The organism is Halostagnicola sp. A56, from assembly GCF_000691505.1.
In the GTDB taxonomy this organism is placed as follows: domain Archaea; phylum Halobacteriota; class Halobacteria; order Halobacteriales; family Natrialbaceae; genus Halostagnicola.
Genome location: NZ_JMIP02000022.1, coordinates 25,535 through 47,152, shown reverse-complemented (window position 1 = coordinate 47,152; position 21,618 = coordinate 25,535). Strand labels below are relative to the sequence as shown.

The following is a 21,618-nucleotide window of genomic DNA, read 5'->3' as shown; positions in this document are numbered from 1 at the left end:
GGGAGAGAGTGTGGTACCCATACGGTCTCTTAGACTCCGAGCACGATAGCTCTGGGCTACCACAGACGTGGCGTCTACGCACTACCAGTACAGACAGCATCAGATATCCGAAGCTATCTTCGATTCTCGAGGGTCACATCTAACTAATGACAAGGTCAATCCCGTTGTAGTAACGAACAGCCTCTAAGCGTCACCTGATGGGTCCTCGGGACGCCTCGTTCGGCTTGTATTGGTTGGACTGTGTCATAATCGCACGCTTCTCCATGACTTTCCGGTGAACGATCAGCACAGTGACTGCATTCATCACAGTGCTCTATAAATATAGGATTATATAATTTTGATAGAGCTAGTTGACCTATCGCTTGAAATCACCAGCATTGTCTGTCGACCGATTCACATACGAAAACTCACCGGAAGTATACACAACCCCCATTATGATGGCGTAGTACTGTCTTCCAGGCGGTGACGGATTATATGGAACCGGCCCACCAGTATCGGGCGTCGTACCGTCAATTGTGAACTCGGTTAAGTAGTACACCGATTCGGTGAAGACGTTCTCAAAGGTCTTGGTCTCGCCGGGAGCGACTGATGTAGAGGCCGTCAGTGTTCGTTGCTTAGGCGGGACCGTCACGTCCCCAGAAACGCTGTAACCATCTGCTGTCGTCTCTGATTCGGTGCCAACGTCTACAACCGAAATACCGACGGTATGCGGAAGATCACTGCGATTCTCAAATTGGAGGCTTCCAGCGGGGATATCGCCGTTCCGAAACTGAGAACACCCAGCAAGACACGAGACACCGAGAGTACCGAGTGATGTGAGAAAGGGACGCCGATTCATATTCAAATCACAGACGAGGAATGACAAATATCTTTTGTTAGGTAGTTATCCAAAGTCACAAAATAGTTTATATATCTATTGAATTTTGATTTAAATAAGGATGCATGCTAAAATCTATTGCGGCTTACGTCTCGTCGATGACGCGCTCACCGCGCCGATCGCTGCGCTACTCGTTTCGATCTATTTCGGCTCGAATTCCGATCGAACGGACGAATCCGGACGATGACGAACGCTCTCATCGAGTTTATCGACGGGAAAAATACCGTTGGAAACGAACGAGCCATCGACGACCGAACGGTCCAGCGGACGTGTGATCTGTCGGTTGTGCGATCCGGTGGACGTGCGATCGAACGGTCCAGCGGACGTGTGATCTGTCGGTTGTGCGATCCGGTGGACGTGCGATCGATCAGTCCTCGAGCGACGGCGGCTTGTGTCGACCGATTCTGATCTCGTGCGCTTCGATGTCCTCTAAGGCGGCGACCCGACCGCCGATCGTGAGCCGCTCGTCTTCGGTCTCGAGGGTCAACGACGCGACCTCCTCGGACACCTCGAAGGAAACGTCGGTAACGAGTCCCTGCACGACGCGCGACCCGCCCACCGCGACGTCTCGTCCCTCGATCGTCGCGTAGAACTCGCCGCCCTCGTCGATGACGTCTTTCACGCAGCGACGAATCGATGCGTACCGGCGCGGATACGGCCGCCCCCGTCCGTTCTCGCCGAGGGTCTGTTCGGCCGTCGTCCAGAGCACGGTGCCGAAGAAACCGGACACCAGGAATCCGAGCGCGGATCGGTTGAAGATGACGCCGTATCTGTCCTGATCGTCACGCAGCGCGTCCTGCGTCGCGTAGATGGAGTAGTTCCCGTCGGCGACGGCGACGACCGGCGTGGTGATTCCGCGTCGCGCGCGTACTGTCGTCGCGATCTCGAGGTAGTCGAACTCCGCCGGATCGGGCGCTTCTGCCGCGGGCGTCACGATCAGATCGATGCTCACGCCCGCCTCGACGGCGGCTCGAAGCTCGTCTTCGAAGCGGGTCAACAGATCGGGCGTCAGCGAGAGCGCGAGTTCGTACTCCGCGGCGTCGATCACTTCCTCGAGATAGCGCAGAATCGTCGATCGGGACTTGACGAGCGAGACGGCTTCCGTGTCCCGGGCGGGCGCCGTGTATCGCGACTCGAGTTCGTCGATCATCTGCTCGAGCGAGCTCTGGACGTTCTCGAACGCCTCCTCGGGATCGATCGCGACGACTTTCATCGGACGGGACTCTCGGAGCTCGACCAGCCCTCGATCGCTCAGGCTGCGAACCGTATCGTACACGCGCGGCTGGGGAATGTCCGTTCGATCCGCGATCTCGCTCGCGGTCAGTTGGCCCTGCTCTAGGACCGTCAGATAGGCGTCGATCTCGTACTCGCCGAGGTTGAACCGGTCCCCGACGCGCTCGACCGTCGAGCGAAGCTCGTCCTGTGACATGCACACCCCTAGGCTCTCGAAGGATAAATGATTTATTATGGATTGAGTAACACTCGTTTTCGAAATCGGGTTGTCGACGTGCGGTGGTCAGAACGCTTAACCAGCACCACCAGTACTGTGACGTATGCTCGGGGAACGGCTGTGGGTCGGTCAGCAGACGGCGTTCGAGGACTTCCTCGGCAGACTTCCGGACTGGAACTCGGACGAGTTCGTCACCTTCGGACTCGACATTGCGTTCGCGTGTGTCATCTTCGGTATCGGCTGGTACATCTCGAAACTGGCCGTCCGTCTCACGGGTCGGACCGTCGCGAGACAGATCGATCGCCCGAGCGTGACTCGAACGGTCCTTCGCGGCGTCCGCGCCAGCGTCCTCCTGGTTACACTCGCGCTCATCGCAACAATTTTCGGAATCGGTGCTGGAAATATTTTCTTCTCGGTGGCCGTCCTCTCGGCAATCGTCGGTGTCGTTCTCGCGCCACTTATCAGCAGTTTCATCAACGGCGTCTTTATTCTCTCGGACCGCCCGTTCGAGATCGGCGACATGATCGAAATTTCCGACGCCGGTCACCGAGGGTTCGTCGAGGACATCACCATCAGGTACACGAAAATATTCACGCTCGAGAACACGTTTCTCGTGATCCCAAACTCGGAAATCCACCGTCGCGACGTTATCAACTACTCGGCCGAAGACGAGCGAACGCGCGTCTCCGTCGCGTTCGACGTGACCTACGAGAGCGATCTCGACGCGGCCAGACACCACGCAAAGCGGGCAGCGCGCAGCATCGACACCGTCATCTCGGGCGGACCGGATATCCGAATCGGTAGCGCACGATACGGCGCCGCTCCGATCTGTGACATCCTCGAGTTCGCCGACCACGGCGTTCGATTGCAGGTCCGGTTCTGGACCGAACACCCCTACAAACAAACAATCGCCCGCTCTGCCGTCCAAGACGAGATCCAACGGCGGTTCGCGAAACACGACATCGACTTCGCGTACCCCCACACCCACCACGTCTTCGACGAAACGAGCGGCGTCGCCCGAACGACCATCGAAAGCGGGTACGCCCGCGAGCCGATATCTCCACCCGAAGGCCGACAATCAGACTCGAGACAACCGTCTGACACGGGCCGGCCGACCGATGCCAACCCCGATTCGACGGGATCGTAGCGGGCCGCGGGATTCTTTTATGCACCAGGGGTTCGACTTCGCCCCTAGAACGACAGATGTACGACGATATTCTCGTCCCGACCGACGGCAGCGATACCGTCTCCGAGACGCTCGCTCACGCTCTCCCGATCGCAACGGACAGCAACGCGACCGTCCACGGACTCTACGTCGTCGACACCCGCATTACGACCGCAGCGACCGACGATACCAGAACCGACCTCGAAGCATCGCTCGAGTCGGACGGAACGGCCGCGATCGAAGCGATCGAGCGCGCGGCCGACGAACGCGAGATCGACGTTACCACCGCGCTCGAGCGAGGAATTCCGTCGAAGACGATTCTCGAGTACGCGAACGAACGGGATATCGACCTCATCGTGATCGGAACGCACGGAAAGAGTCCGCGCGAAAAAATCGTCTCTCTCGGAAGCGTCTCGGAGCGAGTCGTCGACAACGCGTCGATCCCAGTGCTCGTCGTTCGCGACGTGTGATCGATTGATCACTCGAGGAACGGTACGTATCGGTGAGAAACGAGCGGGCGCGGCTCACTCTCCGACCGCATCGACCGTAATGATCTCACAATCGAGGTGTGAACGGAGGTAGTCGTCGATGTCCGGGTTGCCCGCGAACCGCCTGAATATCCGCCGAAGTCGACTCACCTGTTTGGTACCGATTACGGCCACGTCCGCCCCCTCTGCTGCTATCTCGTCGAGAATGCTCTCTTCGATCAAAAAACCCGACCGAACGATGTAACGTACGTTCTCGAGCTGTCCGAAGTGGCGTTCGACCGCCTTTTTCAGTTCCGTCCGCGTCACGTTCTTCCCGTTCTGGTACAGGTTGACGTGCAAGACGGTCAGCGAACCGTCGCGTTCGCGTGCGACTCCGATAGCCCGCTCGAGTGTCCGCTTCGATCGCGCCGTCAAGGGATATCGAACAGGAACCACGACCAGCGTCATTACCCACTCCAAGAGTACCCGCGATGGTAAACGTTTCAGTATCGGCGTCTGACCCGCCCCTCGAGAGACGGATCGATGTCGCGTTCGCGCGCGTAGTCGACCAGCACTTCGTACTGAGTGCTATCGGTAATTCCCGTCTGTGCCCCCTCTCGAAGTGCCGGGAACTCATCGTCCGTGTGAAACAGGTACTCCGATGTCGCCAGTTCGTAGATCGCGTCGGGGTCGAACGGATCACCGTTCACTCGCGTAATCGAGACGTCGTTGTCGTTCGGGTCCCACTCGAGACGGACTCCGCTGACGTGGGCGTGCCACCAGTCGGTTTCGGCGAACCCCAGGTCGAGACCGACCGCGCCGTCGAACACGGCCGCCAGTTGCTCGCCCGTGAGCGACGCGGTTGCGATCGGCTCGTCGAACGGGACCAGACCGATCAGCTCCGAGACGGTTACCTCGCCCGCCAGCGCTTCCCCGGAACGGATTCCACCGCTGTTTTGCAGGGCGAGGTCGGCACCAGTCTTCCACCGGTAGCGTCGGCGACGAAGTTCCCCACGCGGCTTTCGCCACCGAACAGCGTCGATTCGGTCCGCTTGACCGGCTCGTCGACGGTCGCAACGACCTCCGCGAGGCCGGCCGACGCCTCGAGATTTCGAAACGTCTCGACCACGTCCATCGCAGGGGCGTACGCGTCGGTTCGGACTATATTCGATTCGGGGTCGCTCGCGATGCACACCTCGACGATCGCGTCCCCGCCGTCGCCGGGGCGAGTCACCAGCGTCCCCTCGATCCGCTCGAGTCGCGTGCTCGGGACGTGTCCGCCGAGGATGACGTCCGCGTCGACTTCGCGCGCGAGATCGTCGTCGCCCCGGCCGAGGTGCGAACAGATCACGACGATATCGGCACCCTCGCGACGAAGGTCGGCGACGGCCTCCTCCGCCGCGTCGACCGGATCCCGAAATTCGATCCCCGTCGCCATCGGATTCAGCGAACCGGTTCGCGGCGTCGTGACACCGGTCACTCCGACCGTCGTGGCGTTTCGGTCGATCGTCACCCACGGCTCGACCCCAACCTCGGTACCGAAGGGCTCGCCGTTGCGGAATACGTTCGCACTCACCCACTGGTGTGGCGAGTCCCGAACGATCTCGAGGGTCGCTTCGACCCCGTAATCGAAGTCGTGATTGCCGAAGGTTTCGACGTCCGGTTCGACCGCATCGTAGAACTCGAGCGCCTGTTTTCCCCGGGTTACGAGCGGTAACACTCCGGGCGACGTGTTGTCTCCGGTCCCGAGAACGAGTGCGTCTTCGCTCGAACGCTCGCGGATCGCTCGGACGAGTCGCCCGATCTGTCGCGGATAGTCACACGCGTTTTCGACGTCGGAGTACTGTACCAGCCGGACGGACATTCGCCGGATATTACGAAACGACCGGCTTGGTTCCGTCGGTTCTCGTCCTCATCGTTGCTATCGCGTTCCCGTGCACGCAACGATTCGGAGAGATACGCATTTACCTCGAGCGCGCCTACGATGGCGCATGCAAACGGTATCCACCGAAGACGGGACGGTCTTCGTCTCCGAGAGGGAAGGGGATACGGGTTCGAAAGCACCGTTTCTCGTCGCATACGAGTCTCGAGACCGCGATCGACGGTACGGTTGGTTCTGTGCGAACTGCGAGCGGATCGATAACGCGATGGACTCGATGGGCCGGATCAAGTGCAATCAGTGTGGGAACTTCCGCAAGCCGACCGAGTGGGACGCGGCACACGAGTAACGGCTTTCTGTTAGAACCGGTCTCTGGAATAGCGTCTCATGGTACCGGGTTTCGAACCGGGTTTGGTTCGACGGCCTTATGTATGGACCGTCGTTTCTGAATGAATGCAATCGACGTGACGCGGGATGTCGCGTCCCCTCTGGCTGTGTTCCAGCACGGAGGGTTCGTTTGTTCGCCTGCGTCAACACGTGCTCGGGCTCGACCGGCTGTGGTCGAGGTGAAGACGATGGCCTTTTACGAGATCACCATCAAGATACTTTTTCCCTGTCTCTGTTATTCGATAGAGACCTTGACCTAGATTCTCGACGAGTCCATACACAGCAAGTTTTCGAAGTCGTTCACCAACGTATTTCCTGTGTCGATCAATATTCTTTGCTACGTGGACCGGCTGTTGATTCCCCTTTTCTCGTAAATCCTCGAGAATTGCATCATCCGTAGGGGGGGTCATCCAATCAGCCGGGTTTCTCATTCTATTGCCACCTACTACTATTAGGTCGTATAACCCTACCGGTCAGGACTACAAATCTTCCCAGTGGGAAGATATAAGTTGCTATGGAACTACATTCCCGATGGGAAGCTTTAGACCTAGTTATACAGGTCACAAAAACAGCGGACTGGTGCTTCAGACACCAAGTCCGCAAGAAGCTCCCGTAACTGTGGTACGGAAGCCATGTCGGAAAACAACTTGCGGGGACTTGAATTCCCCGCCCGAACAGACGAATCACTTACCAATCAACCAGCACTCTCAGCCCTCGAGCGTGACCTCCTAATCGCAACCGCGAACCTCGAGCAGACGGACACACTCACAACAGTCCAGCACCTCAAGCAGACCCTCGAGAGTTCGTACACCGAAATAACCCACGCCGATCTCCACAATTCCCTCGGGACGCTCACGACAACCAACCTCCTCGAGGAAACGAGCACCCACCACTACCAGCCCACAACCAACGGCACTGACCTCCTCGAGACCTACACGAACCACCTCCAACAGATCCTGCAGCCCAACCATATCACCCTCACACTAGAACGCCCGATCACTCCAGGCGACGCAGAACGAGCCTACTGCGAACTACTGACCAAATGCCAGGAGGTCCCACAATGACGAATCCAGACGACCACTCGATCGCAACGCTCGAGGCGATCGACACCCTCATTCACACCCTCTCCGAGGAGGTTGACACACGCAACGACCACCAGGAAGACACACTCGAGCATCTACGAACTGCACGCTCGGAAATCGATCCCGTTCTCCTCAGGTTTCGCCACCACCAGACTGACCACGTCCCGGTGGTCCTCCAGTGGACATCCGACCACGGACCGCGACGTAAACTCACGATCGAGCAGACCGACACTGGCTGGCTCCGCACCGAGTTCGTCTGGAACGGCCGCGACTGGATCGACACCGGCTCTGAACCCATCACCCTCCAGTCGGTTTACGCACCCGAACACGACGACAGCAACCCCACTCCGGACACACTCCAGACACGCCTTGGAACCACCAACACCCTCTGGAGTACTGGCGACCCACACGTCCTCGAGTTTTCCGCACCGAACACACCCACCATCGCCCCCACGGATCCACCGCGATACTACGACGACCAGACGAATACCAGCCGCCCGACAACGATCGATGACCTCACAGAGCTCGTTCGAAAATACGGCCTTCCTGCAGCACGCCCGCTCGAAGACACGCCGTACACGCGCGCAGACTTTCTCGGAGGTGACTACGATGCCTAGCACCGTCAACGAGCCACGCAACGCACGCCGACCCACTACCATACGAACAAGTTCCCGAAAACGCCCTCGAGATCACGAGGGGACCATCGCGCTCTGCGAACACCCCAGAACCGACAAGCCGCTGTCGACCATCACCGATGCGTCTACGAGGCGGTTCCTGAGTCGAAAACTCACCCTCCCGTGTGACCCGTGGGAGCCCGCCGATACTGTGACTCGTCGCAATTCCATCATGCGACGCAGCTCCGCCCTTGGCTGCAAGCGAACTTGCAGGGACTGGCCCTCAGAGTCCAGAGACGACCGCGACGCCGCTGCTCACCCTACGTAGGGTATTGAGAACGGCTTCGAACGGGTTCGCCCTGAAGCATCGCCAAGCGACTGTCTCGCCCAGCAATCACCGACCCCACCCAAAGAGCAATGTCTGTGAACTGGCCCCGAGGTCAAGCCTCGGGGCTTCCTGCTTCAACGACGCGCTTTGCATCCACCGCCTCGCGCTGAGGGGTGAACGTAGGGAGCGCAGTCTGCACAGGCGTTGATTCGGAGCGTCCCGCCCCTAACTGCCGCAAACCACGATTCAAAATGTTCTTCGCTGCGTTCAAGTCACGGTCTTCGGTGTGCCCGCACACCGGGCACGAGTGCTCACGTACCCACAGCGGCTTGTCCGTTTCCACACCGCACGACGCGCACTCTTTCGTTGTGCCTTCGGGCTCTACCGACATGACATGTGTCCCGTGAACGTCTGCCTTGTATTCTAAGAGTTCCCGGAAGCGTGCCCACGCAGCATCCTGCTTGTTCTTCGCGCTGTGGCTGCCTTCCAGCATCGGTTTCACATCCAGGTCTTCCACCGCAACCACATCATACGTCCTGACGAGCCACGTTGTGAGTTTGTGCTGGAAGTCTTCGACCTTCCGTTTGATCTTCCGCTTCGCTTTCGCTACCTTTCGCCGCTGCTTCTCCCAATTACTGGAACCATGCTGTTTCCGAGCAAGGTCACGTTGTTCTCGGGCGTACCGGTCGTACTCATCAGAAAGATCCAACGTATCTACGGTAAGGTTCGCGGACGTGTGGATGTAACTGGTGATGCCAACGTCAACGCCGATGCAATCCTCCGGTTCAATCTCGGTGAGTGATGGTTTCTCACGGGCTGGGACTGTGTCATCAACAACGAGTGAGACGAACCACTCACCGGTTGCCTGTTTTTTCAGGATGACTTCGTTGATATCTTCTGCAGTCGGCACGCGGCGGTTCGATCGGACTTTGAGCCAGCCGAGTTTTTCGAGGCGGAGTCGTACGAATCGGTCGTCACCCGTGTTGTGATCCACGTTGAAGCGACTGGACTGATTGTACGATATCGACCGGAACTCACCGTTTCCTTGCCACTGCAACCGACCAACGTCATATCCATTATCCCGCTTTTCTTTGAGGCCGTCGAGATCGTCGTGGATTTGACTGATAGCTTGCTGTGCGGCGTGGGCAGACGGGTCACTGAAGACAGGCCATTGCTGTTTCCAGTCAGAGAACTTCTTATGCTGGTCGTAGTCTGACGGCTTGTCGTTGTAGTCTGCGTCGTAGTAGTCTCTGACTGCGTGATTGCGGATTTGTCGGAGGATATCGATGTGTCGCCACGCTTCTCTCGCCACGTCATCGAGAAGATATGCGCGGAAGCGAAGCGTGATATCCATCGGTCTCTTCATCTTTGGTTGGGTTTTGAAGAGGTTTAAAAGACTGGAAAGTTGTCGGCTTCACCCTCGGGGTCAAGCCCCGAGGCAGTCGCCTTGAACCGCCTGTACACACCACCGCACCGACCGAACAGCTTCCAGACCACCTTTCCGAGCGTTTTGCAGCCCTCGAGGAACGTCTTAATGATATCGAGAGCGAACTCGAGCACAAAGACGAGCGAATCGACGCGCTCGAGCAGGATCGAAATCGGATCGCCGAACGAACCACACGCCTCGAGGATCGCGTTGCCGATCTCGAGGCCGAAACCACATGCCTGGAACAGTTGGCCGAAGCAGCACTGAACAAAGCGACTGCAAACAAAGAGCGCGTTACCGAACTCCAGAGTCGCGAACTCGAGAAAGGTGCCCACCTGCTCGAGGAGACTGTCGACGAACTCGCCGTCGACGTCGCCGATGGCCGCCTCGAGCGAATTACGAAAGAGGGCGGCAAGACGTATTATCGGCTTCCAGAACAAGCGGATCCACTCGAGCGTGGCGGTGATATCTCGCTGGCGTATGGCGATCGACGGCTCGTACTTCCTGCTGACGCAGAGATTCCTGGTGAGATGGGGGGTGAAGCGTAACGGCCGGTGACAGCTGGTGTCCTCGGGTGACCGGGGACAGTCACTTACAGAACGCCTCGAGAGAGGTTGGGCAACTCTCTGGGAAACCAAACTCACAGGAAGAACGTGAGTGTACACGGGTTGGTTACCGGTTGGTGTATCTCTCGAGTGATCGTCGGTGGTCACAACAAAGGTGGACACGGATCGAAGGGGCCCTGACGACAACAGCTGTCACTGGAGTCCGCAACACGTCTTTCATTGTAAATCGCTTTTCGATGGAACCTCTGCAACGGCTCCGTCAAGCCGTGTTGGGTTTTCTGGGTACTGTGACGTGGTATTCGGACCGGCCAAACTCGTGTTGACGGGTTTCAATCCCGTGGTGGGATTCCTCCGCGTTCACGCGGAGGAGGAGGTCAATCGTAAGTAACGGCTCTGGTGAATCGCTGGATAGCGTCGGCTTCGACCGTTAGAGCTAGTGGATGAAGGGCCGTGGTGAATCGCTAGACGACAGCGACTTCCGACTTTATATTAGGTGGCTCAATGTACTACTCTTGGACAATTCTGACTTCAGTTTCCATCGAATCGCTGACGGCGAAGCGATTTGACTCATTCGAAATGGCACTCGAAAGGTATAACCCAACGCCCTATGGCGATTCACCAGAGTCGTTGGCAGCTATCACATCCATATCTTATTTAACGCTTGGGATTGTTGATGTGTATAATTCTGTTCCGTTATACGCTAATATTGCTGTTATTGTATTTTTGGGAGTATTTATAAAATTTAGCGGATTAGTTGGAACGACAAAGAGATGGTATCAACTCACATCCCCAGTCAAAAGATTTACCACCTGGTTAATTCAAGGCCCAAAATCATTAAGAAGAAAAATAAGGTAGGCAAAGATACTTTTGGTCAAAGGCCTAAGGGATATGTATGCCTGAGTATAGTGATCAAGACGACGACCGCGAACGGCCCAATATTGAAACACAGGTAGCCTTCAAGGGCGACTTCGACGAGGAAGAAGAAGGAAATGAGTGATAGCAACAATAGAACGGACGAAGATACAGAGGATGAAGAACGGCAGCGTCCAGATATCGAGGCGCAGCTATCATTCAACGAGAAGATTGAGGATGAGGAAGATGACTGAGGAGACTGATGATACCTCGGACGACACAGACTCAAAGGACACTCGGCCCCGTCCTGAGATTGAGACTGTTGAAGCACTGAACGGGGCGGAAAAAATCGAAAATGCTGACGATTCATAACCCTCTTGTAATATAGCTGCGCTCCAACCTAATTTTAGCTCTGTAGATACGAATGCTAGCTATGTAGAGAATTCCACGCATAGCTTCGAAGTTTACGAACACGTGAACGGTTCTCTAGACTTGGTTCATCAAACCGGTTTCAACAACATCGAGCCAGCTACACCACCCGTATACCAGAATTCAGTATCTCCACCATGGGACGCTGGTGAGGAGAGAAAATATGAAATCCGTGTTGTTGATAATACCAATGACACGGTTATTGATGCTGTGACTATCACAATCGAAAATAACGGCTCATGAGATACCCTCTCCTATATTGATCGCAGAGGATTCCAAATCGGTCGGTCTCTATTAGTTTTGTGCGACCACGCCCTCGAGCTAAACTCGTCGCCGCTCTCGCCTCGAGGCGTCGCGCTTATCCCCGCCCCGGCCGAACGTGGCACAATGGCTACACCCCGCGTTCCGGGTGACGACGTCGGCAGTTTCGAGCTTCCCTGCGGCACCGAGATGGACCCGCGCGACATCGACCTGGGGATGCGCGAGTACAGCTGTTCCTGCGGCGAGACCCACGCCGTCGTGACGGACGTCCATCCCCCCTCGCGCTTTTTCCCCGAATCGTTCGTTACGGTGCTCGAGGAGACCATCGAGACCGAAGACGAGTTCGAGAGCTTCGGCACGCCGCACTTGCTCGGCGTGACCATGGAGGAGTTCCCCGAACAGGTCGCCTCTTACGATGCGGCCGATGACGGCAGCGTCGGCTACACGCTCGTCTGGGTCACGGCGTTCGACTCGAGACGCCTGCACGAGATCGTCGTCGAACTGGTCGTCGAACTCATGGAGCACGCGATGAGCCACGCCGGCGACGACGACGCGGTTTCGCAGTTCGAACGGCAGATGCTCGAGTTCGACGTCGAAGCGTTCGTCGAGGAGTATCGGCAGGCTCGAGAGTTCGAGACCGAGCACGATCAGGCGCTGTGAGTGCGGGGGCGCTATCGGATCCTCGGAGTGCGAAGCACGTGTCAGTGCGGTCGCGTCCCTCCGTCGGGGAGCTACGTGCTGGCGGTATCTGAGAGTCGCCTGTTCGAGCCCGCCTCGATGTCTCGTGAAGTGTGAAAAAAGTATTATATCGAACCGGACCCAAGTCAACCGTAATGACCGAATCCGGTGAGTGTGACGCCGCTCCGTCCAGCACCGAACAGGACCCGGCGCGGTTCGTGTACCCTGTCGGTGTCCTCGGCTCGCTCTTCCTTCTCGCGAGCGGTAACATTCTGCTCTTCGTCGCCGGTATCGTTCTCACACTAGCCGTGGCAAAGCAACTCGCGGAATAGCCAGTTTTCATCAGCCAGTTCGCGCGGTGCGTTTGTGGGGACGACTCGAGCATGTTAGATTCGGAACGAGACATTTGGACGTGCAATACTCAGAAGGCTACTACTCGAGGGGCCACAAACGCTGGCAACACGGATTTCCGGCTCTGTTGAAATCCTCTTCTTCAGAAGCATTTGAGCGCGAAACACACGCCCACTACAGACGCGAACTTATCATCGGTTCAATTCCGCTTCGAGCTTTTGGACACAAATTTCGAACTGCCGCGACGGCGGTTCCTACGAGCGACTTCGCCATCCTGTTCTGGGAGCAAGCCCGCAATAAAGACAAGATCAGCACACTCGCAGCTCACGAAGCTGTTCGCCGCGAGAAGTTCTCCCGGATTGTGAACTACGCCCGAGAGCCTGCTCGCTTTGCTCGCAGACCTCGGTCTCGTTCAAATCCGCTCGGGTCGCATACTTGCGGCTCGCGGATTCGGAGCGACTCACTCGTCACTTCGGTCCGTCCACGTGGGCGGCAGGTTACCGTCGGCTGAACCGACCTATCTGTCGCTCATCGTCTCGTCGTCGGTGTCTGATGCAGATCGCTCCCGTTCGATCATTGCCGTCGTTCGTTCTTGTGACTCGTCATACGAGTGTCCAAGTGAAATGAGGAACCCGACGATCGCGGTTACCACCGCAACGGCGCCGATTGCCACGACAACGACGGAGATGAAGGGGCCGGACAACACCTGTACGGAGGTAAGGAGCGCGATCGCAGTCACCGACGCGATGAGCGCGAGTAGTCGGCCGAACCGACCGATACCGAAATTCGGTCCAGACCCGTCAGAACGAACGAGTTCGTTCAGAACGCCTTCATATTCATCCTCGCCAACGGCATTCCCGAGCGAATTGATCGAATGAGCCACCCACAACCCAGCAGCGAAGTTGAGCAAGGCGACGAACGTCACGACACCGACGACCCCATCTACGAGGAACCCCACCAGAATCGCGTTGGCGAATACGACCACCATGATTCCGTGAACCAGTAGCGAGCGAACTCCGAAGTCCTCTAGCGTGGTAATGTGGCCCAATCTCATAGCTTCTTGCAGGACGAGAACGGCATTACCTCTGTTCCCTTCCTGTGCAGCGTACGAGATTCAGAACGACGCCCAGAAGTTCTCGCATTGATGCATTTTCTAGCCTCCTTCAATTCCGGCCGATGTCAATTTCTGTACCCCTGCCCCCCTCACGAGTTTGAAACATGCCGCCTCTCAGATTGGATTTCTGTTTCTCACGGACTGCTCGGAGCAGAATTGCCGCCTTCCGGTCGTGAACCACGCCCAGAAATGCTCGCTTTGCTGCGCCTTTCTGGTCTACTTCAAATCCGTTCGCTGGCAGTTTCGTGGCCGACATCTCACTCGCTTCGCTCGTTCGCGATGTCGGCCACAGAAACATGCCGCCTCCCGGATCGTGAACTACGCCGAGACAGTCCGGGGTGCTCGCTTCGCTGCGCTCCCGGGCTGTGACTCGTCTCGTTCAAATCCGCTCGGGTCGCATACTTGCGGCTCGCGGATTTGCTCGCCGCAAAAGTATGCCGCCTCCCGGATTTGAACCGGGGACAGCTCGATCTTCAGTCGAGTGCTCTCCCAGTCTGAGCTAAGGCGGCTCGACTCACACTCCGTCGATGGTACAAAAAAGGATTTCGAATCCGGTCGGGCGTGGTAGGTCCCGACATCCGACGCCCTCCCGTGGTCATCCTGTCTGCCAGTAGTCACCGGTTACGCGCTCGAGCCAGCACCGACCGCATCGCCGTCTGTCGGATTTATAGATATTCAAGACACCCTTTTCCGGACCGGGTGGTAATATCTTGTTATGGAGGGGCTTACCAAGAATCAGGAGGGCACTGATCTATCAGCGAACACGATTCTCGAGTTGCTGGCAAACCGGCGACGACGGTACCTTCTCTACGCGCTCCGCGGTCACGAGGACCCAATCGAGCTCTCGAGAATCGCCGAGCAGGTCGCCGGCTGGGAACACGACTGTCCGCCGGAAGACGTCGCGAAAAAGCAGTACAAAAGCGTGTACGTCTCCTCCGTGCAGTGTCACGTACCGAAACTCGACGACGCGGGCGTCGTGGACCACGACGAAAGTAATCACACGGTTGTCTTGGGCGACAACTTCGAGCAACTCGAGCCGTACCTCCGACTCGTCGTCAAAGACGAACCCGAAAACTCGACGCTGAACGCGGCGCTCCAGTCCGAGCCGGGGGACGGACTCATCACCCAGATTCGAGAGAACGTCGCCAAACTCAAACACTGACGTCGCGGACCGTTTTCACGCAGAGTCGAGCGTAGCTAACTCCGTTGGCCAGTTCGATCTTGGGCGCTGGACGGCAGTTAATTCGTCGCTGATCCCCCGTGAGGTGGCAAACTTGGCGTTTTCGTCCTCGCTCGAGCACGCAGCCACGGACAGATTTCAATACGAGCGGGCCGGGAGGGTGAAAACCCAGAGGGGGACTCGAGCGGGTTCGAACCACGCTGAGACGTGCTCGCTACGCTGTGCGCAACTCGTCTAGTTCGAACCCGCCCTCGGCTCATTGCTACGACTCGCGGTATTGCTCGCCACAGAAATGGGCTCGGGCGGGTTCGAACCAACCTCCCACGGACCTGTTGGCGATTCTGCAACATACCATGACACGAAACCCGGGTCCTTGCAAGTGCCAGAGCATGTATCTCAAATCACGAAAAGGCGAAGTTAGGGAATCAACCTTGAAGACACACGAGTACCGGCTAAACCACTTTGTGAGATGGTGTGACGAACAAGGCATAGACGACCTTACCAACATCAACCCAATCGATGTAGAACAATACAAAAACTGGAGACGAGAAGACGGAGACCTATCGAAATCTGCCCTGAAAGGGCAGCTAGATACCCTCCGTGTGTTTCTCCGCTACCTCGGAAGACTAGATATCGTGGACTCCGAGTTATGTGAGTCAGTTCCAAGTGTGACCATGAAGCGGTCAGACGAAGTGAACAACCGGAAAATCTCTGAAGACAACTCTAGAACGATTCTCGAAACACTTGACCGCTATCACTACGCTACTGTTGAACACGTCTGGTTCCTGCTTGCGTGGCGTACATCGGCTCGTGTTGGAGCCCTCCGTGCGCTCGATTTGGAAGACTACGATAGTAACGAACAATTCCTCTACTTCAGAGAACGGGACGGAACCCAACTCAAGAACGGCCCGTCTGGAGAACGACCAGTTGCATTGAGTAATGAAACCTGCGCTATTGTAGATGATTACCACTCGAGTTCGGCCTGGGTGAACTCGCGGGTGCGGATGATCGATCGCCGCGGACTGATCTCGTTGCGGTAGGCTCGGCCGATCTGAGTGACGCCGAACGGCAGCGTGTTCCGGGCGTACTCCTTAAGCCGCGGGAACTCGACGAAGATGCCCTGTGCGGTCTCGGGCCGAAGATATCCCGGCTGTGCGTCGCCGGGTCCGATGTTCGTCGCGAACATGAGGTTGAACGCCTCGACGGCCTGTCCCGCGAGGCCCGCGCCGCAGGCGGGACAGACGAGTTCGTGCTCGGCGATGACCTCCTCGACCTCCGGAATGGGGAGGCTCTCGGCGTCTTCGTACTCCGTATGATCCTCGACGACGTGGTCCGCACGGTGGCTCTCGCCACAGTCGGGACACTCGACGAGCATGTCGTCGAAGCCGTCGAGGTGGCCCGACGCTTCGAAGACCGGTTCGGGCATGATCGTCGGCGCGTCGATCTCCATGTTGCCCTCCTCGAGGGCGAAGCGGTCGCGCCAGGCGTCCTCTACGTTGCTCTTTAACGAGGCACCCTGCGGACCGAAGGTGTAGAAGCCGCCGACGCCGCCGTAGGCACCCGAGGACTGGAAGAAGTACCCGCGGCGCTTGGCGAGTTCGACGAGCCGTTCGCTCGTTCGCTCGGCCGGTTCGGCGGACGCGTCGTCACTCATACAGCGCCTCCAGCAGGTCGACGTCACAGACGATACCCGCCAGGTGTTCGCCGGTCACCATCGGAATCTGCTCGACGTCGTTGCTGATCATGGCCTGTGCGGTCTCCTGAATCGACTTCTTGGCCGTCACCGTGACGATGTCGCTGGTCATGAAGTCACGGACTGGGCCGGTCGGAATCTCGATGTCTCGAGTCGGCAGGTAGCGGCTCCCGACGCCTTTGATCCCCTCCCAGGAGTAGTCGGCGTCCTGGTCCGGGAAGTTGTTCCCCGTCTCCTCCTCGCCCTCGACGATCCGGGCGACGTCGATGATGTCGACCTCGGTGAGTACACCGCTCATGGTTCCCTCGTCGTCGAGTGCGACCGCGTACGGGACGTTCGCGTAGAACAACTCGCGCTCTGCGACGATCAACGGCGTCCCTTCGTAGGTCGTGTTGACATCTTCGCTCGCGTAGGATTCGACGACATCGTCGGTCTCCTGATCGCCCGTCGCGATGGCGTGGATGACGTCGGTTACCGTGACGATGCCCTCGAACTCTCCGTCCACGACTGGAACGCGTCGTGCGCCCTGTTCGACCATCGTCCGCGCGACGTCCTCGAGCGACGTCTCAGCCGTCGTCGTCGGAACGTCCTCGAGCAACATGACGAGTTGGTCTTCGTCGGGCTGTTCGATCAGGACGTCCCGAGAGACGAGCCCCCGGTACTCGGTCCCCTCGTCGGTCGATTTGACGACAGGAACCGACGAGAACGACTGCTCCTGAAGGTACTCGAGCACGTCGCTTCTGGTTCCCGGCAGTTCGACGGTCACGACGTCCGCGCGCGGCGTCATCGCGTCGGCTACGTTCATGTCCCGGTTGTACGGCGAAAATGAGTATAAACCCAGTGTTTCCGTCATCGCCATCGAGTTGCCCCCCGACCGCGGACGGAGCGGCGCTCTCGTCCCCGTCTCCGGTGGTTCAACCGGCGATCGTCTCTCCCGACGGACAGTCCGTTTCGATGCGTTTATACGTGTGTGGGTGTGAACTTCTCCCATGCCCAACACTCACGCACACTCGGTTGGGTCCGACGACACCGTCGTTGGCTCCATCGATTCGGGAGGCTCGAGCAGCGAGTACGTCATCGCGGACATCTCCGCCGACGGTGCGTGGCTCTCGATGCAGGCCGACGCCGCGCCGGAGCTCCCGGCCTGGCGCTAGAGTCCGGGCGCCCCCGCTCTGTCGCCGGCCGAAATCGAAACCGGTGCCCGCTTCCAGTTCCTCGAGCCGTATATGCCCACTGCGTCGAACGGCGACACCTCGCTTCACTACGAACTCGACGGCGACGGCTATCGCGACAGCGCCGACGGCGCCCCCGACACCGTCGTCTTCGTGCCCGAAGCCGGCCTCGGCGGCTGGTCGTGGGGCTGGCAGCACGCGGCGCTTTCCGGACCGTTCGAGACGCTCGTCTGGGATCTCCGCGGGACGGGCCGCTCGGACGCGCCGCCCGGCCTGTACGCCCTCGAGACGCTCGCGGCGGACCTCGAGGCCGTCCTCGCAGATGCCGGCGTTCGGTCCGCCCACGTCGTCGGTGCCGGCCTCGGCGGTGCCGTCGCGCTCGAGGCCGCGCGCGCCACGAACCGCGTCGAAACGCTCGCACTGCTCGGGACCGCGCCCACGGAAGCCGCGTTCTCGCTCGAGCCATTGTTCGCCCCGCCCGAGGACCGCGAGGCGATCCGCTCATCGCTCGAGACGGCGCTCTCGGCCGAGTTCCGATCGCGCCAGCCCGACGTTCTCGAGGGCATCGTCGACTGGCGAGCCGACGGTGACGCCTCGCGCGCGGGTTGGGAGGCCCAACTCGCTTCCCTCTCTGGATTCGACGCGACCGACTGGCTGGTCGAGGTCACGCAACCCGCACTCGTCCTTCACGGTACTGGCGACGAACTCGTCGATCCCGAGGCCGGCGAACGGCTCGCTCGAGGCCTTCCACGCGGCGAGTTCGAAAAGATCGAGGCTGCCGGCCACCTCGCGTTCATCGAACGCTCGCGAACGGTGAACGACCGGTTGCTGGGCTTTTTCGAGGAGCGGGACGAAGAGGCAGTTAACTCGAACGACCGTTCCGGCACCGTCTAGTTTAGCACCGTCAAATCCCACCGTGTGGCTTTCGGTGAGTCGGTCTGCGAGTATCACCCCAGACGATCTCGACGACTCGCTCGCTTCTCGAACCTGAATCACGAAACGACTCCTTGCACGTAGATGTGCGCGTAGGCGCTCGCCCATACGATAGAGAGGAATTCACCGAAACTCGCTGAAATCATGCGCAAAGCGGGGTGAAAAGCCAGTTTCGCCCCCATATCGGGGAGGTGTGCTGAGAGATAGAGGCTGATTGCACTTCCAACGGCGATGACGAGGATGAGCGCGAATTTGCTGCGGTAGTTCGTCGTGATTCGCCAGCTAACTCGAAGTGCTTCGACGGGGCCATATCGGCCGACGACACAGGCCTCAGGTGCGAACCAGAATTTGAATAACAACAGCAGAAACGGAACGGCGACTACGACTACGCCAACCGCCCCAACAACGGGAAATCCCACCATCTCTACAGGATTACCCGGGACAACGCCGACGAGAACGAATAGCGGCAGAGATACGAGGAACGGAATCGTCACTACGGACAAAATGAACAGAACGATGACTCCGATTAATGCAGGTGTTCGAGTAATGCTTCGGCGCAGTCCGTCGCGTATCGTTACGGTATCGCCAGTCAGCGCTCCGGCGACGATCGTTCCGACGTAAGCTCGAATCAAAAAGAGAAACGCAAACGCCGCAACCGCGTCGAACACGCCGATTGCGGGTGTCGGAAGCACATTAACGCTGTTCGTTACGAGAAGGCGGTTAGCGACGATACTCACACCTGCGAAGGCAACGATCGACGGACGAGACCGGAACAGTCGAAGGGACCAGACTAACGCGTCGAGGACGGTCCGGCGAGTGGTAACCGTCTCGACGTTCCGACATTCGAGACAGCCACAACCGTCAACGTCGTCTCGCGCTTTAATCGTCGGTGCCACGTCACCCTCGGTTGTGTCGTCGGCAATAGAAGTGCTTCGGGTCATCGCACTCGTGTAGTCCCCTGTTGACGGCCCGCAGTCCGGCGGTTCGTGTCTGCAGGTGCCGAGCCAAAGTCCCCTTCCGGGGAGATCCGGACGGACGATGGTGAACTCACATCGGCTGACCAGAACAGCATCAACGATTCCCTTCCCAAGAGCGTCGGATCATTGGTTCGGTGTGTTCGCTCATTCGGCACTGAGGAGCTGTGAGACGGATTCGCCGGCTGCAAGCAGAACTGCCGGTGGGCCGAGCAGCGATGCAAAGGATTTGAACGCACGTTTGAGACTCGGCCGATCGTCCTCGGTACCGAGAAAGAGGAGCGTTGGGTCTTCCGAGACGACGAAGACGCTCATCTCTCGCCCCTTCTCCGAATAGCAAGTGTCGGTGACTTCGATCACCCCTGCCGATTCGAGCTTCTCCAGGTGATAGTGGACGTTCTGAACGCTCTGATCGAGTTGATCGGCGATCCGCGATGGCGTAGCCGGCGTCTCGTTGAGTAGCCGGAATATCTCGTATGCAGTCTCGGAGGACAGCGCTTCGATCACGTCTCGAGTCGCAGCATCGTCGAGGCTGAGGACGGCTGGGTCGTCGCTTCGTTCGACGGCGGCGTCCGTTCGTGTTGGGAAGAGTCGTGCCATAGGTGCTGTTAATTCTGGTGAGGCAGGTTGTGGAGGTTCTTCCGGGTAGTGGTTGTTCGAACCGTTGGTACGTAGTAGTTGGTGGCTATCACGCCGATTCTAAACTGGCGGGCGAGACCTCGATCAAACGCAGGTAGTATGCCGTGTACACCGTATAGAAGTATGCGAAGCCAACTGCGGAAAGGAAGATCCCGATGGGGAGCAAGATCGACACTGGGATCCCGATAGTGACGGGTAACACGTCTGCAGGCCCGGCGTCCGTCAGCGTCAACTGGAGTAGATATTCGGGGATCAAGAAGGCGTTCAACAGGACGAGCCACACTAGCGAGAATCCAAGAACGCTTTTCAGATTCGAGCGAACGAGGTGAATACTTCTCCGAAACGAATCGATAACGTTCTCGTTTCCTATGAGAATATAATATGGAGCTGCGGAACCTGCGGAAATAGTGGTGTGTCCTCCGGAACCTCCGGAAACGGTGGTGTGTCCCCAATTAGCAGAATCAGAATCGGGCACCAGTCTGTATGAGAAAGACGATTCTGCTCTGCTTCCGCTTGCTGAAATCCCAATAGTATAGTGGTGTAGCGGGGGCTCAGCGCTGCGGTCGTGGTGCAGTCTCATACCGCGTAATGGCGTCGGTTTTCTCCACCCGGTCGTAGATCGCTCGAAACGTGTCTTGTGCTCGGAGTAATTTGTGGTCCTCAAGGAACTGCTGACCGTCGTCACTGATTCCATAGAAGGTATGCGGCAGATCGTTCTGTTAACGGTCCTCGGAGAGACATATATGGGTAATCTGTGGAATCTGGCAGGTGAATGATGGAGAGAGGTTGTACTATCACGTTTGTTGAGCGGTTCTCTGGTCATAGCGCTTGTGACGGAGATTATTGGTAGCGACAGTGACGCCTGTTCTGGAAGAGTAGAATCGCTTACTCAACGGTGAACGCGTCGTATTGGCCTTGATCAGATCACGTCACTGCGGTCAAGAAATCACCAGCGGGCTCTCCACCACCAATGTACTTCCTAAGAGTGTTCCACTCTGTCGAAGACCACGACGATGGGAGCCAGTGGGAATGTCGTTGGGATCGGCATCCAAACACGCACAATACCCGATTACACTCCCACCAGTCACTGATTGCGAACGA

The 21,618-nt window shown here is 58.0% G+C and carries 25 protein-coding genes, 1 tRNA gene and 1 pseudogene; 13 read left to right on the top strand and 14 right to left on the bottom strand.

Features of this window, described 5'->3' with window-relative positions; translation table 11 throughout:
- Positions 1-355: 355 nt before the first annotated feature.
- A complete protein-coding gene (locus EL22_RS17305; protein ID WP_156184139.1) occupies positions 356-838 on the bottom strand; it encodes a hypothetical protein in 483 nt (160 codons plus the stop codon).
- Positions 839-1,244: 406 nt separating this feature from the next.
- Positions 1,245-2,306 (bottom strand): HTH-type sugar sensing transcriptional regulator TrmB, encoded by a 1,062-nt coding sequence (gene trmB, locus EL22_RS13175; protein WP_050051938.1) that lies wholly within the window; start codon positions 2,304-2,306, stop codon positions 1,245-1,247.
- 124 nt (positions 2,307-2,430) lie between these two features.
- Between trmB and EL22_RS13170 the strand changes: the two genes are divergently transcribed.
- Both EL22_RS13170 and EL22_RS13165 read left to right on the top strand, forming a co-directional pair.
- The gene (locus tag EL22_RS13170) at positions 2,431-3,474 is read left to right on the top strand and encodes a mechanosensitive ion channel family protein (RefSeq protein ID WP_082146787.1); all 1,044 of its coding nucleotides are present in this window, start codon (positions 2,431-2,433) and stop codon (positions 3,472-3,474) included.
- Positions 3,475-3,530: 56 nt separating this feature from the next.
- A complete protein-coding gene (locus EL22_RS13165; protein WP_050051937.1) occupies positions 3,531-3,962 on the top strand; it encodes a universal stress protein in 432 nt (143 codons plus the stop codon).
- A gap of 54 nt (positions 3,963-4,016) precedes the next feature.
- On the opposite strand, the gene EL22_RS13160 is transcribed toward EL22_RS13165, so the two are convergent.
- The 3 genes from EL22_RS13160 to EL22_RS13155 are packed head-to-tail and all read right to left on the bottom strand — an operon-like array spanning position 4,017 to position 5,823.
- Complete coding sequence (locus tag EL22_RS13160; protein WP_050051936.1) at positions 4,017-4,427, bottom strand: universal stress protein; 411 nt, start codon at positions 4,425-4,427, stop codon at positions 4,017-4,019.
- 35 nt (positions 4,428-4,462) lie between these two features.
- Positions 4,463-4,903 carry a 5'-nucleotidase C-terminal domain-containing protein gene (locus EL22_RS18135; RefSeq protein ID WP_231587957.1) on the bottom strand — a complete coding sequence of 147 codons (441 nt, stop codon included), beginning with the start codon at positions 4,901-4,903 and terminating at the stop codon, positions 4,463-4,465.
- On the bottom strand, positions 4,870-5,823 hold the full coding sequence (locus EL22_RS13155; RefSeq protein WP_197075912.1) for a metallophosphatase: 954 nt from the start codon (positions 5,821-5,823) through the stop codon (positions 4,870-4,872). Before EL22_RS13155 ends, EL22_RS18135 begins: the two co-directional genes overlap by 34 nt.
- 127 nt (positions 5,824-5,950) lie before the next feature.
- Between EL22_RS13155 and EL22_RS13150 the strand changes: the two genes are divergently transcribed.
- The 3 genes from EL22_RS13150 to EL22_RS13135 all read left to right on the top strand — a co-directional run bounded on the left by EL22_RS13150 (position 5,951) and on the right by EL22_RS13135 (position 7,924).
- A complete protein-coding gene (locus tag EL22_RS13150; protein ID WP_049952721.1) occupies positions 5,951-6,187 on the top strand; it encodes a DUF5816 domain-containing protein in 237 nt (78 codons plus the stop codon).
- A 670-nt stretch (positions 6,188-6,857) separates the two neighbouring features.
- Entirely contained in the window at positions 6,858-7,289 is a 432-nt protein-coding gene (locus tag EL22_RS13140) for a hypothetical protein (protein WP_050051934.1), read from the top strand.
- Positions 7,286-7,924, top strand: coding sequence for a hypothetical protein (locus EL22_RS13135; RefSeq protein WP_050051933.1), 639 nt, complete (start codon positions 7,286-7,288; stop codon positions 7,922-7,924). Before EL22_RS13140 ends, EL22_RS13135 begins: the two co-directional genes overlap by 4 nt.
- A 437-nt stretch (positions 7,925-8,361) precedes the next feature.
- On the opposite strand, the gene EL22_RS13130 is transcribed toward EL22_RS13135, so the two are convergent.
- Both EL22_RS13130 and EL22_RS17300 read right to left on the bottom strand, forming a co-directional pair.
- Positions 8,362-9,603 carry an RNA-guided endonuclease TnpB family protein gene (locus EL22_RS13130; RefSeq protein ID WP_050051943.1) on the bottom strand — a complete coding sequence of 414 codons (1,242 nt, stop codon included), beginning with the start codon at positions 9,601-9,603 and terminating at the stop codon, positions 8,362-8,364.
- Between the two features lie 35 nt (positions 9,604-9,638).
- Positions 9,639-9,809: a hypothetical protein gene (locus tag EL22_RS17300; protein WP_156184138.1), complete on the bottom strand. Its 171-nt coding sequence runs from the start codon at positions 9,807-9,809 to the stop codon at positions 9,639-9,641.
- A 114-nt stretch (positions 9,810-9,923) separates the two neighbouring features.
- Here EL22_RS17300 and EL22_RS18130 point away from each other — a divergent pair, with 114 nt between their 5' ends.
- From EL22_RS18130 to EL22_RS17285, 4 genes are all read left to right on the top strand, one after another.
- Positions 9,924-10,223, top strand: a complete 300-nt coding sequence (locus EL22_RS18130) for a hypothetical protein (RefSeq protein ID WP_197075911.1) — start codon at positions 9,924-9,926, stop codon at positions 10,221-10,223.
- Between the two features lie 594 nt (positions 10,224-10,817).
- Complete coding sequence (locus EL22_RS17290) at positions 10,818-11,096, top strand: hypothetical protein (RefSeq protein WP_156184137.1); 279 nt, start codon at positions 10,818-10,820, stop codon at positions 11,094-11,096.
- Positions 11,097-11,909: 813 nt separating this feature from the next.
- The gene (locus tag EL22_RS13120) at positions 11,910-12,443 is read left to right on the top strand and encodes a DUF5815 family protein (RefSeq protein ID WP_050051931.1); all 534 of its coding nucleotides are present in this window, start codon (positions 11,910-11,912) and stop codon (positions 12,441-12,443) included.
- A 173-nt stretch (positions 12,444-12,616) separates the two neighbouring features.
- Positions 12,617-12,793 (top strand): hypothetical protein, encoded by a 177-nt coding sequence (locus tag EL22_RS17285; RefSeq protein ID WP_156184136.1) that lies wholly within the window; start codon positions 12,617-12,619, stop codon positions 12,791-12,793.
- 536 nt (positions 12,794-13,329) lie between these two features.
- On the opposite strand, the gene EL22_RS13115 is transcribed toward EL22_RS17285, so the two are convergent.
- Positions 13,330-13,866: a hypothetical protein gene (locus EL22_RS13115; protein WP_050051930.1), complete on the bottom strand. Its 537-nt coding sequence runs from the start codon at positions 13,864-13,866 to the stop codon at positions 13,330-13,332.
- Between the two features lie 495 nt (positions 13,867-14,361).
- Positions 14,362-14,435, bottom strand: a tRNA-Phe gene (locus tag EL22_RS13105).
- Positions 14,436-14,641: 206 nt separating this feature from the next.
- Here EL22_RS13105 and EL22_RS13100 point away from each other — a divergent pair.
- On the top strand, positions 14,642-15,088 hold the full coding sequence (locus EL22_RS13100) for a hypothetical protein (protein WP_050051928.1): 447 nt from the start codon (positions 14,642-14,644) through the stop codon (positions 15,086-15,088).
- Between the two features lie 371 nt (positions 15,089-15,459).
- A complete protein-coding gene (locus EL22_RS19350; RefSeq protein WP_156184135.1) occupies positions 15,460-16,146 on the top strand; it encodes a site-specific integrase in 687 nt (228 codons plus the stop codon).
- On the opposite strand, the pseudogene glyS reads toward EL22_RS19350, so the two are convergent.
- Both glyS and EL22_RS13085 read right to left on the bottom strand, forming a co-directional pair.
- Positions 16,074-16,760: pseudogene (gene glyS / locus EL22_RS13090) on the bottom strand (glycine--tRNA ligase); the annotation flags it as partial. The gene EL22_RS19350 and the pseudogene glyS sit on opposite strands and share 73 nt — an antisense overlap.
- On the bottom strand, positions 16,753-17,604 hold the full coding sequence (locus EL22_RS13085) for a CBS domain-containing protein (protein ID WP_050051926.1): 852 nt from the start codon (positions 17,602-17,604) through the stop codon (positions 16,753-16,755). The gene EL22_RS13085 and the pseudogene glyS, both read right to left, overlap by 8 nt.
- A 184-nt stretch (positions 17,605-17,788) precedes the next feature.
- On the opposite strand from EL22_RS13085, the gene EL22_RS18125 reads away from it, so the two are divergent.
- Both EL22_RS18125 and EL22_RS13080 read left to right on the top strand, forming a co-directional pair.
- The gene (locus EL22_RS18125) at positions 17,789-17,953 is read left to right on the top strand and encodes a hypothetical protein (RefSeq protein ID WP_175507074.1); all 165 of its coding nucleotides are present in this window, start codon (positions 17,789-17,791) and stop codon (positions 17,951-17,953) included.
- A 72-nt stretch (positions 17,954-18,025) separates the two neighbouring features.
- On the top strand, positions 18,026-18,865 hold the full coding sequence (locus EL22_RS13080) for an alpha/beta fold hydrolase (protein WP_050051925.1): 840 nt from the start codon (positions 18,026-18,028) through the stop codon (positions 18,863-18,865).
- Between the two features lie 98 nt (positions 18,866-18,963).
- Here the strand turns inward: EL22_RS13080 and EL22_RS13075 are convergent, their stop codons facing one another.
- The 3 genes from EL22_RS13075 to EL22_RS18555 all read right to left on the bottom strand — a co-directional run bounded on the left by EL22_RS13075 (position 18,964) and on the right by EL22_RS18555 (position 21,097).
- Positions 18,964-19,641 carry a hypothetical protein gene (locus EL22_RS13075; RefSeq protein WP_050051942.1) on the bottom strand — a complete coding sequence of 226 codons (678 nt, stop codon included), beginning with the start codon at positions 19,639-19,641 and terminating at the stop codon, positions 18,964-18,966.
- A gap of 384 nt (positions 19,642-20,025) precedes the next feature.
- Positions 20,026-20,478 carry a helix-turn-helix domain-containing protein gene (locus tag EL22_RS13070; protein WP_050051924.1) on the bottom strand — a complete coding sequence of 151 codons (453 nt, stop codon included), beginning with the start codon at positions 20,476-20,478 and terminating at the stop codon, positions 20,026-20,028.
- Positions 20,479-20,566: 88 nt separating this feature from the next.
- Positions 20,567-21,097, bottom strand: a complete 531-nt coding sequence (locus tag EL22_RS18555; protein ID WP_231587955.1) for a hypothetical protein — start codon at positions 21,095-21,097, stop codon at positions 20,567-20,569.
- Positions 21,098-21,618: the final 521 nt, after the last annotated feature.

Excerpts from the sequence above, each read along its gene's own strand:
- EL22_RS17305 (WP_156184139.1), bottom strand. The coding sequence starts at position 838 with ATGAATCGGCGTCCCTTTCTCACATCACTCGGTACTCTCGGTGTCTCG.
- trmB (WP_050051938.1), bottom strand. The coding sequence starts at position 2,306 with ATGTCACAGGACGAGCTTCGCTCGACGGTCGAGCGCGTCGGGGACCGG.
- EL22_RS13170 (WP_082146787.1), top strand. The coding sequence starts at position 2,431 with ATGCTCGGGGAACGGCTGTGGGTCGGTCAGCAGACGGCGTTCGAGGAC.
- EL22_RS13165 (WP_050051937.1), top strand. The coding sequence starts at position 3,531 with ATGTACGACGATATTCTCGTCCCGACCGACGGCAGCGATACCGTCTCC.
- EL22_RS13160 (WP_050051936.1), bottom strand. The coding sequence starts at position 4,427 with ATGACGCTGGTCGTGGTTCCTGTTCGATATCCCTTGACGGCGCGATCG.
- EL22_RS13155 (WP_197075912.1), bottom strand. The coding sequence starts at position 5,823 with ATGTCCGTCCGGCTGGTACAGTACTCCGACGTCGAAAACGCGTGTGAC.
- EL22_RS13150 (WP_049952721.1), top strand. The coding sequence starts at position 5,951 with ATGCAAACGGTATCCACCGAAGACGGGACGGTCTTCGTCTCCGAGAGG.
- EL22_RS13140 (WP_050051934.1), top strand. The coding sequence starts at position 6,858 with ATGTCGGAAAACAACTTGCGGGGACTTGAATTCCCCGCCCGAACAGAC.
- EL22_RS13135 (WP_050051933.1), top strand. The coding sequence starts at position 7,286 with ATGACGAATCCAGACGACCACTCGATCGCAACGCTCGAGGCGATCGAC.
- EL22_RS13130 (WP_050051943.1), bottom strand. The coding sequence starts at position 9,603 with ATGGATATCACGCTTCGCTTCCGCGCATATCTTCTCGATGACGTGGCG.
- EL22_RS17290 (WP_156184137.1), top strand. The coding sequence starts at position 10,818 with ATGGCACTCGAAAGGTATAACCCAACGCCCTATGGCGATTCACCAGAG.
- EL22_RS13120 (WP_050051931.1), top strand. The coding sequence starts at position 11,910 with ATGGCTACACCCCGCGTTCCGGGTGACGACGTCGGCAGTTTCGAGCTT.
- EL22_RS17285 (WP_156184136.1), top strand. The coding sequence starts at position 12,617 with ATGACCGAATCCGGTGAGTGTGACGCCGCTCCGTCCAGCACCGAACAG.
- EL22_RS13115 (WP_050051930.1), bottom strand. The coding sequence starts at position 13,866 with ATGAGATTGGGCCACATTACCACGCTAGAGGACTTCGGAGTTCGCTCG.
- EL22_RS13100 (WP_050051928.1), top strand. The coding sequence starts at position 14,642 with ATGGAGGGGCTTACCAAGAATCAGGAGGGCACTGATCTATCAGCGAAC.
- EL22_RS19350 (WP_156184135.1), top strand. The coding sequence starts at position 15,460 with ATGACACGAAACCCGGGTCCTTGCAAGTGCCAGAGCATGTATCTCAAA.
- EL22_RS13085 (WP_050051926.1), bottom strand. The coding sequence starts at position 17,604 with ATGAACGTAGCCGACGCGATGACGCCGCGCGCGGACGTCGTGACCGTC.
- EL22_RS18125 (WP_175507074.1), top strand. The coding sequence starts at position 17,789 with ATGCCCAACACTCACGCACACTCGGTTGGGTCCGACGACACCGTCGTT.
- EL22_RS13080 (WP_050051925.1), top strand. The coding sequence starts at position 18,026 with ATGCCCACTGCGTCGAACGGCGACACCTCGCTTCACTACGAACTCGAC.
- EL22_RS13070 (WP_050051924.1), bottom strand. The coding sequence starts at position 20,478 with ATGGCACGACTCTTCCCAACACGAACGGACGCCGCCGTCGAACGAAGC.
- EL22_RS18555 (WP_231587955.1), bottom strand. The coding sequence starts at position 21,097 with ATGAGACTGCACCACGACCGCAGCGCTGAGCCCCCGCTACACCACTAT.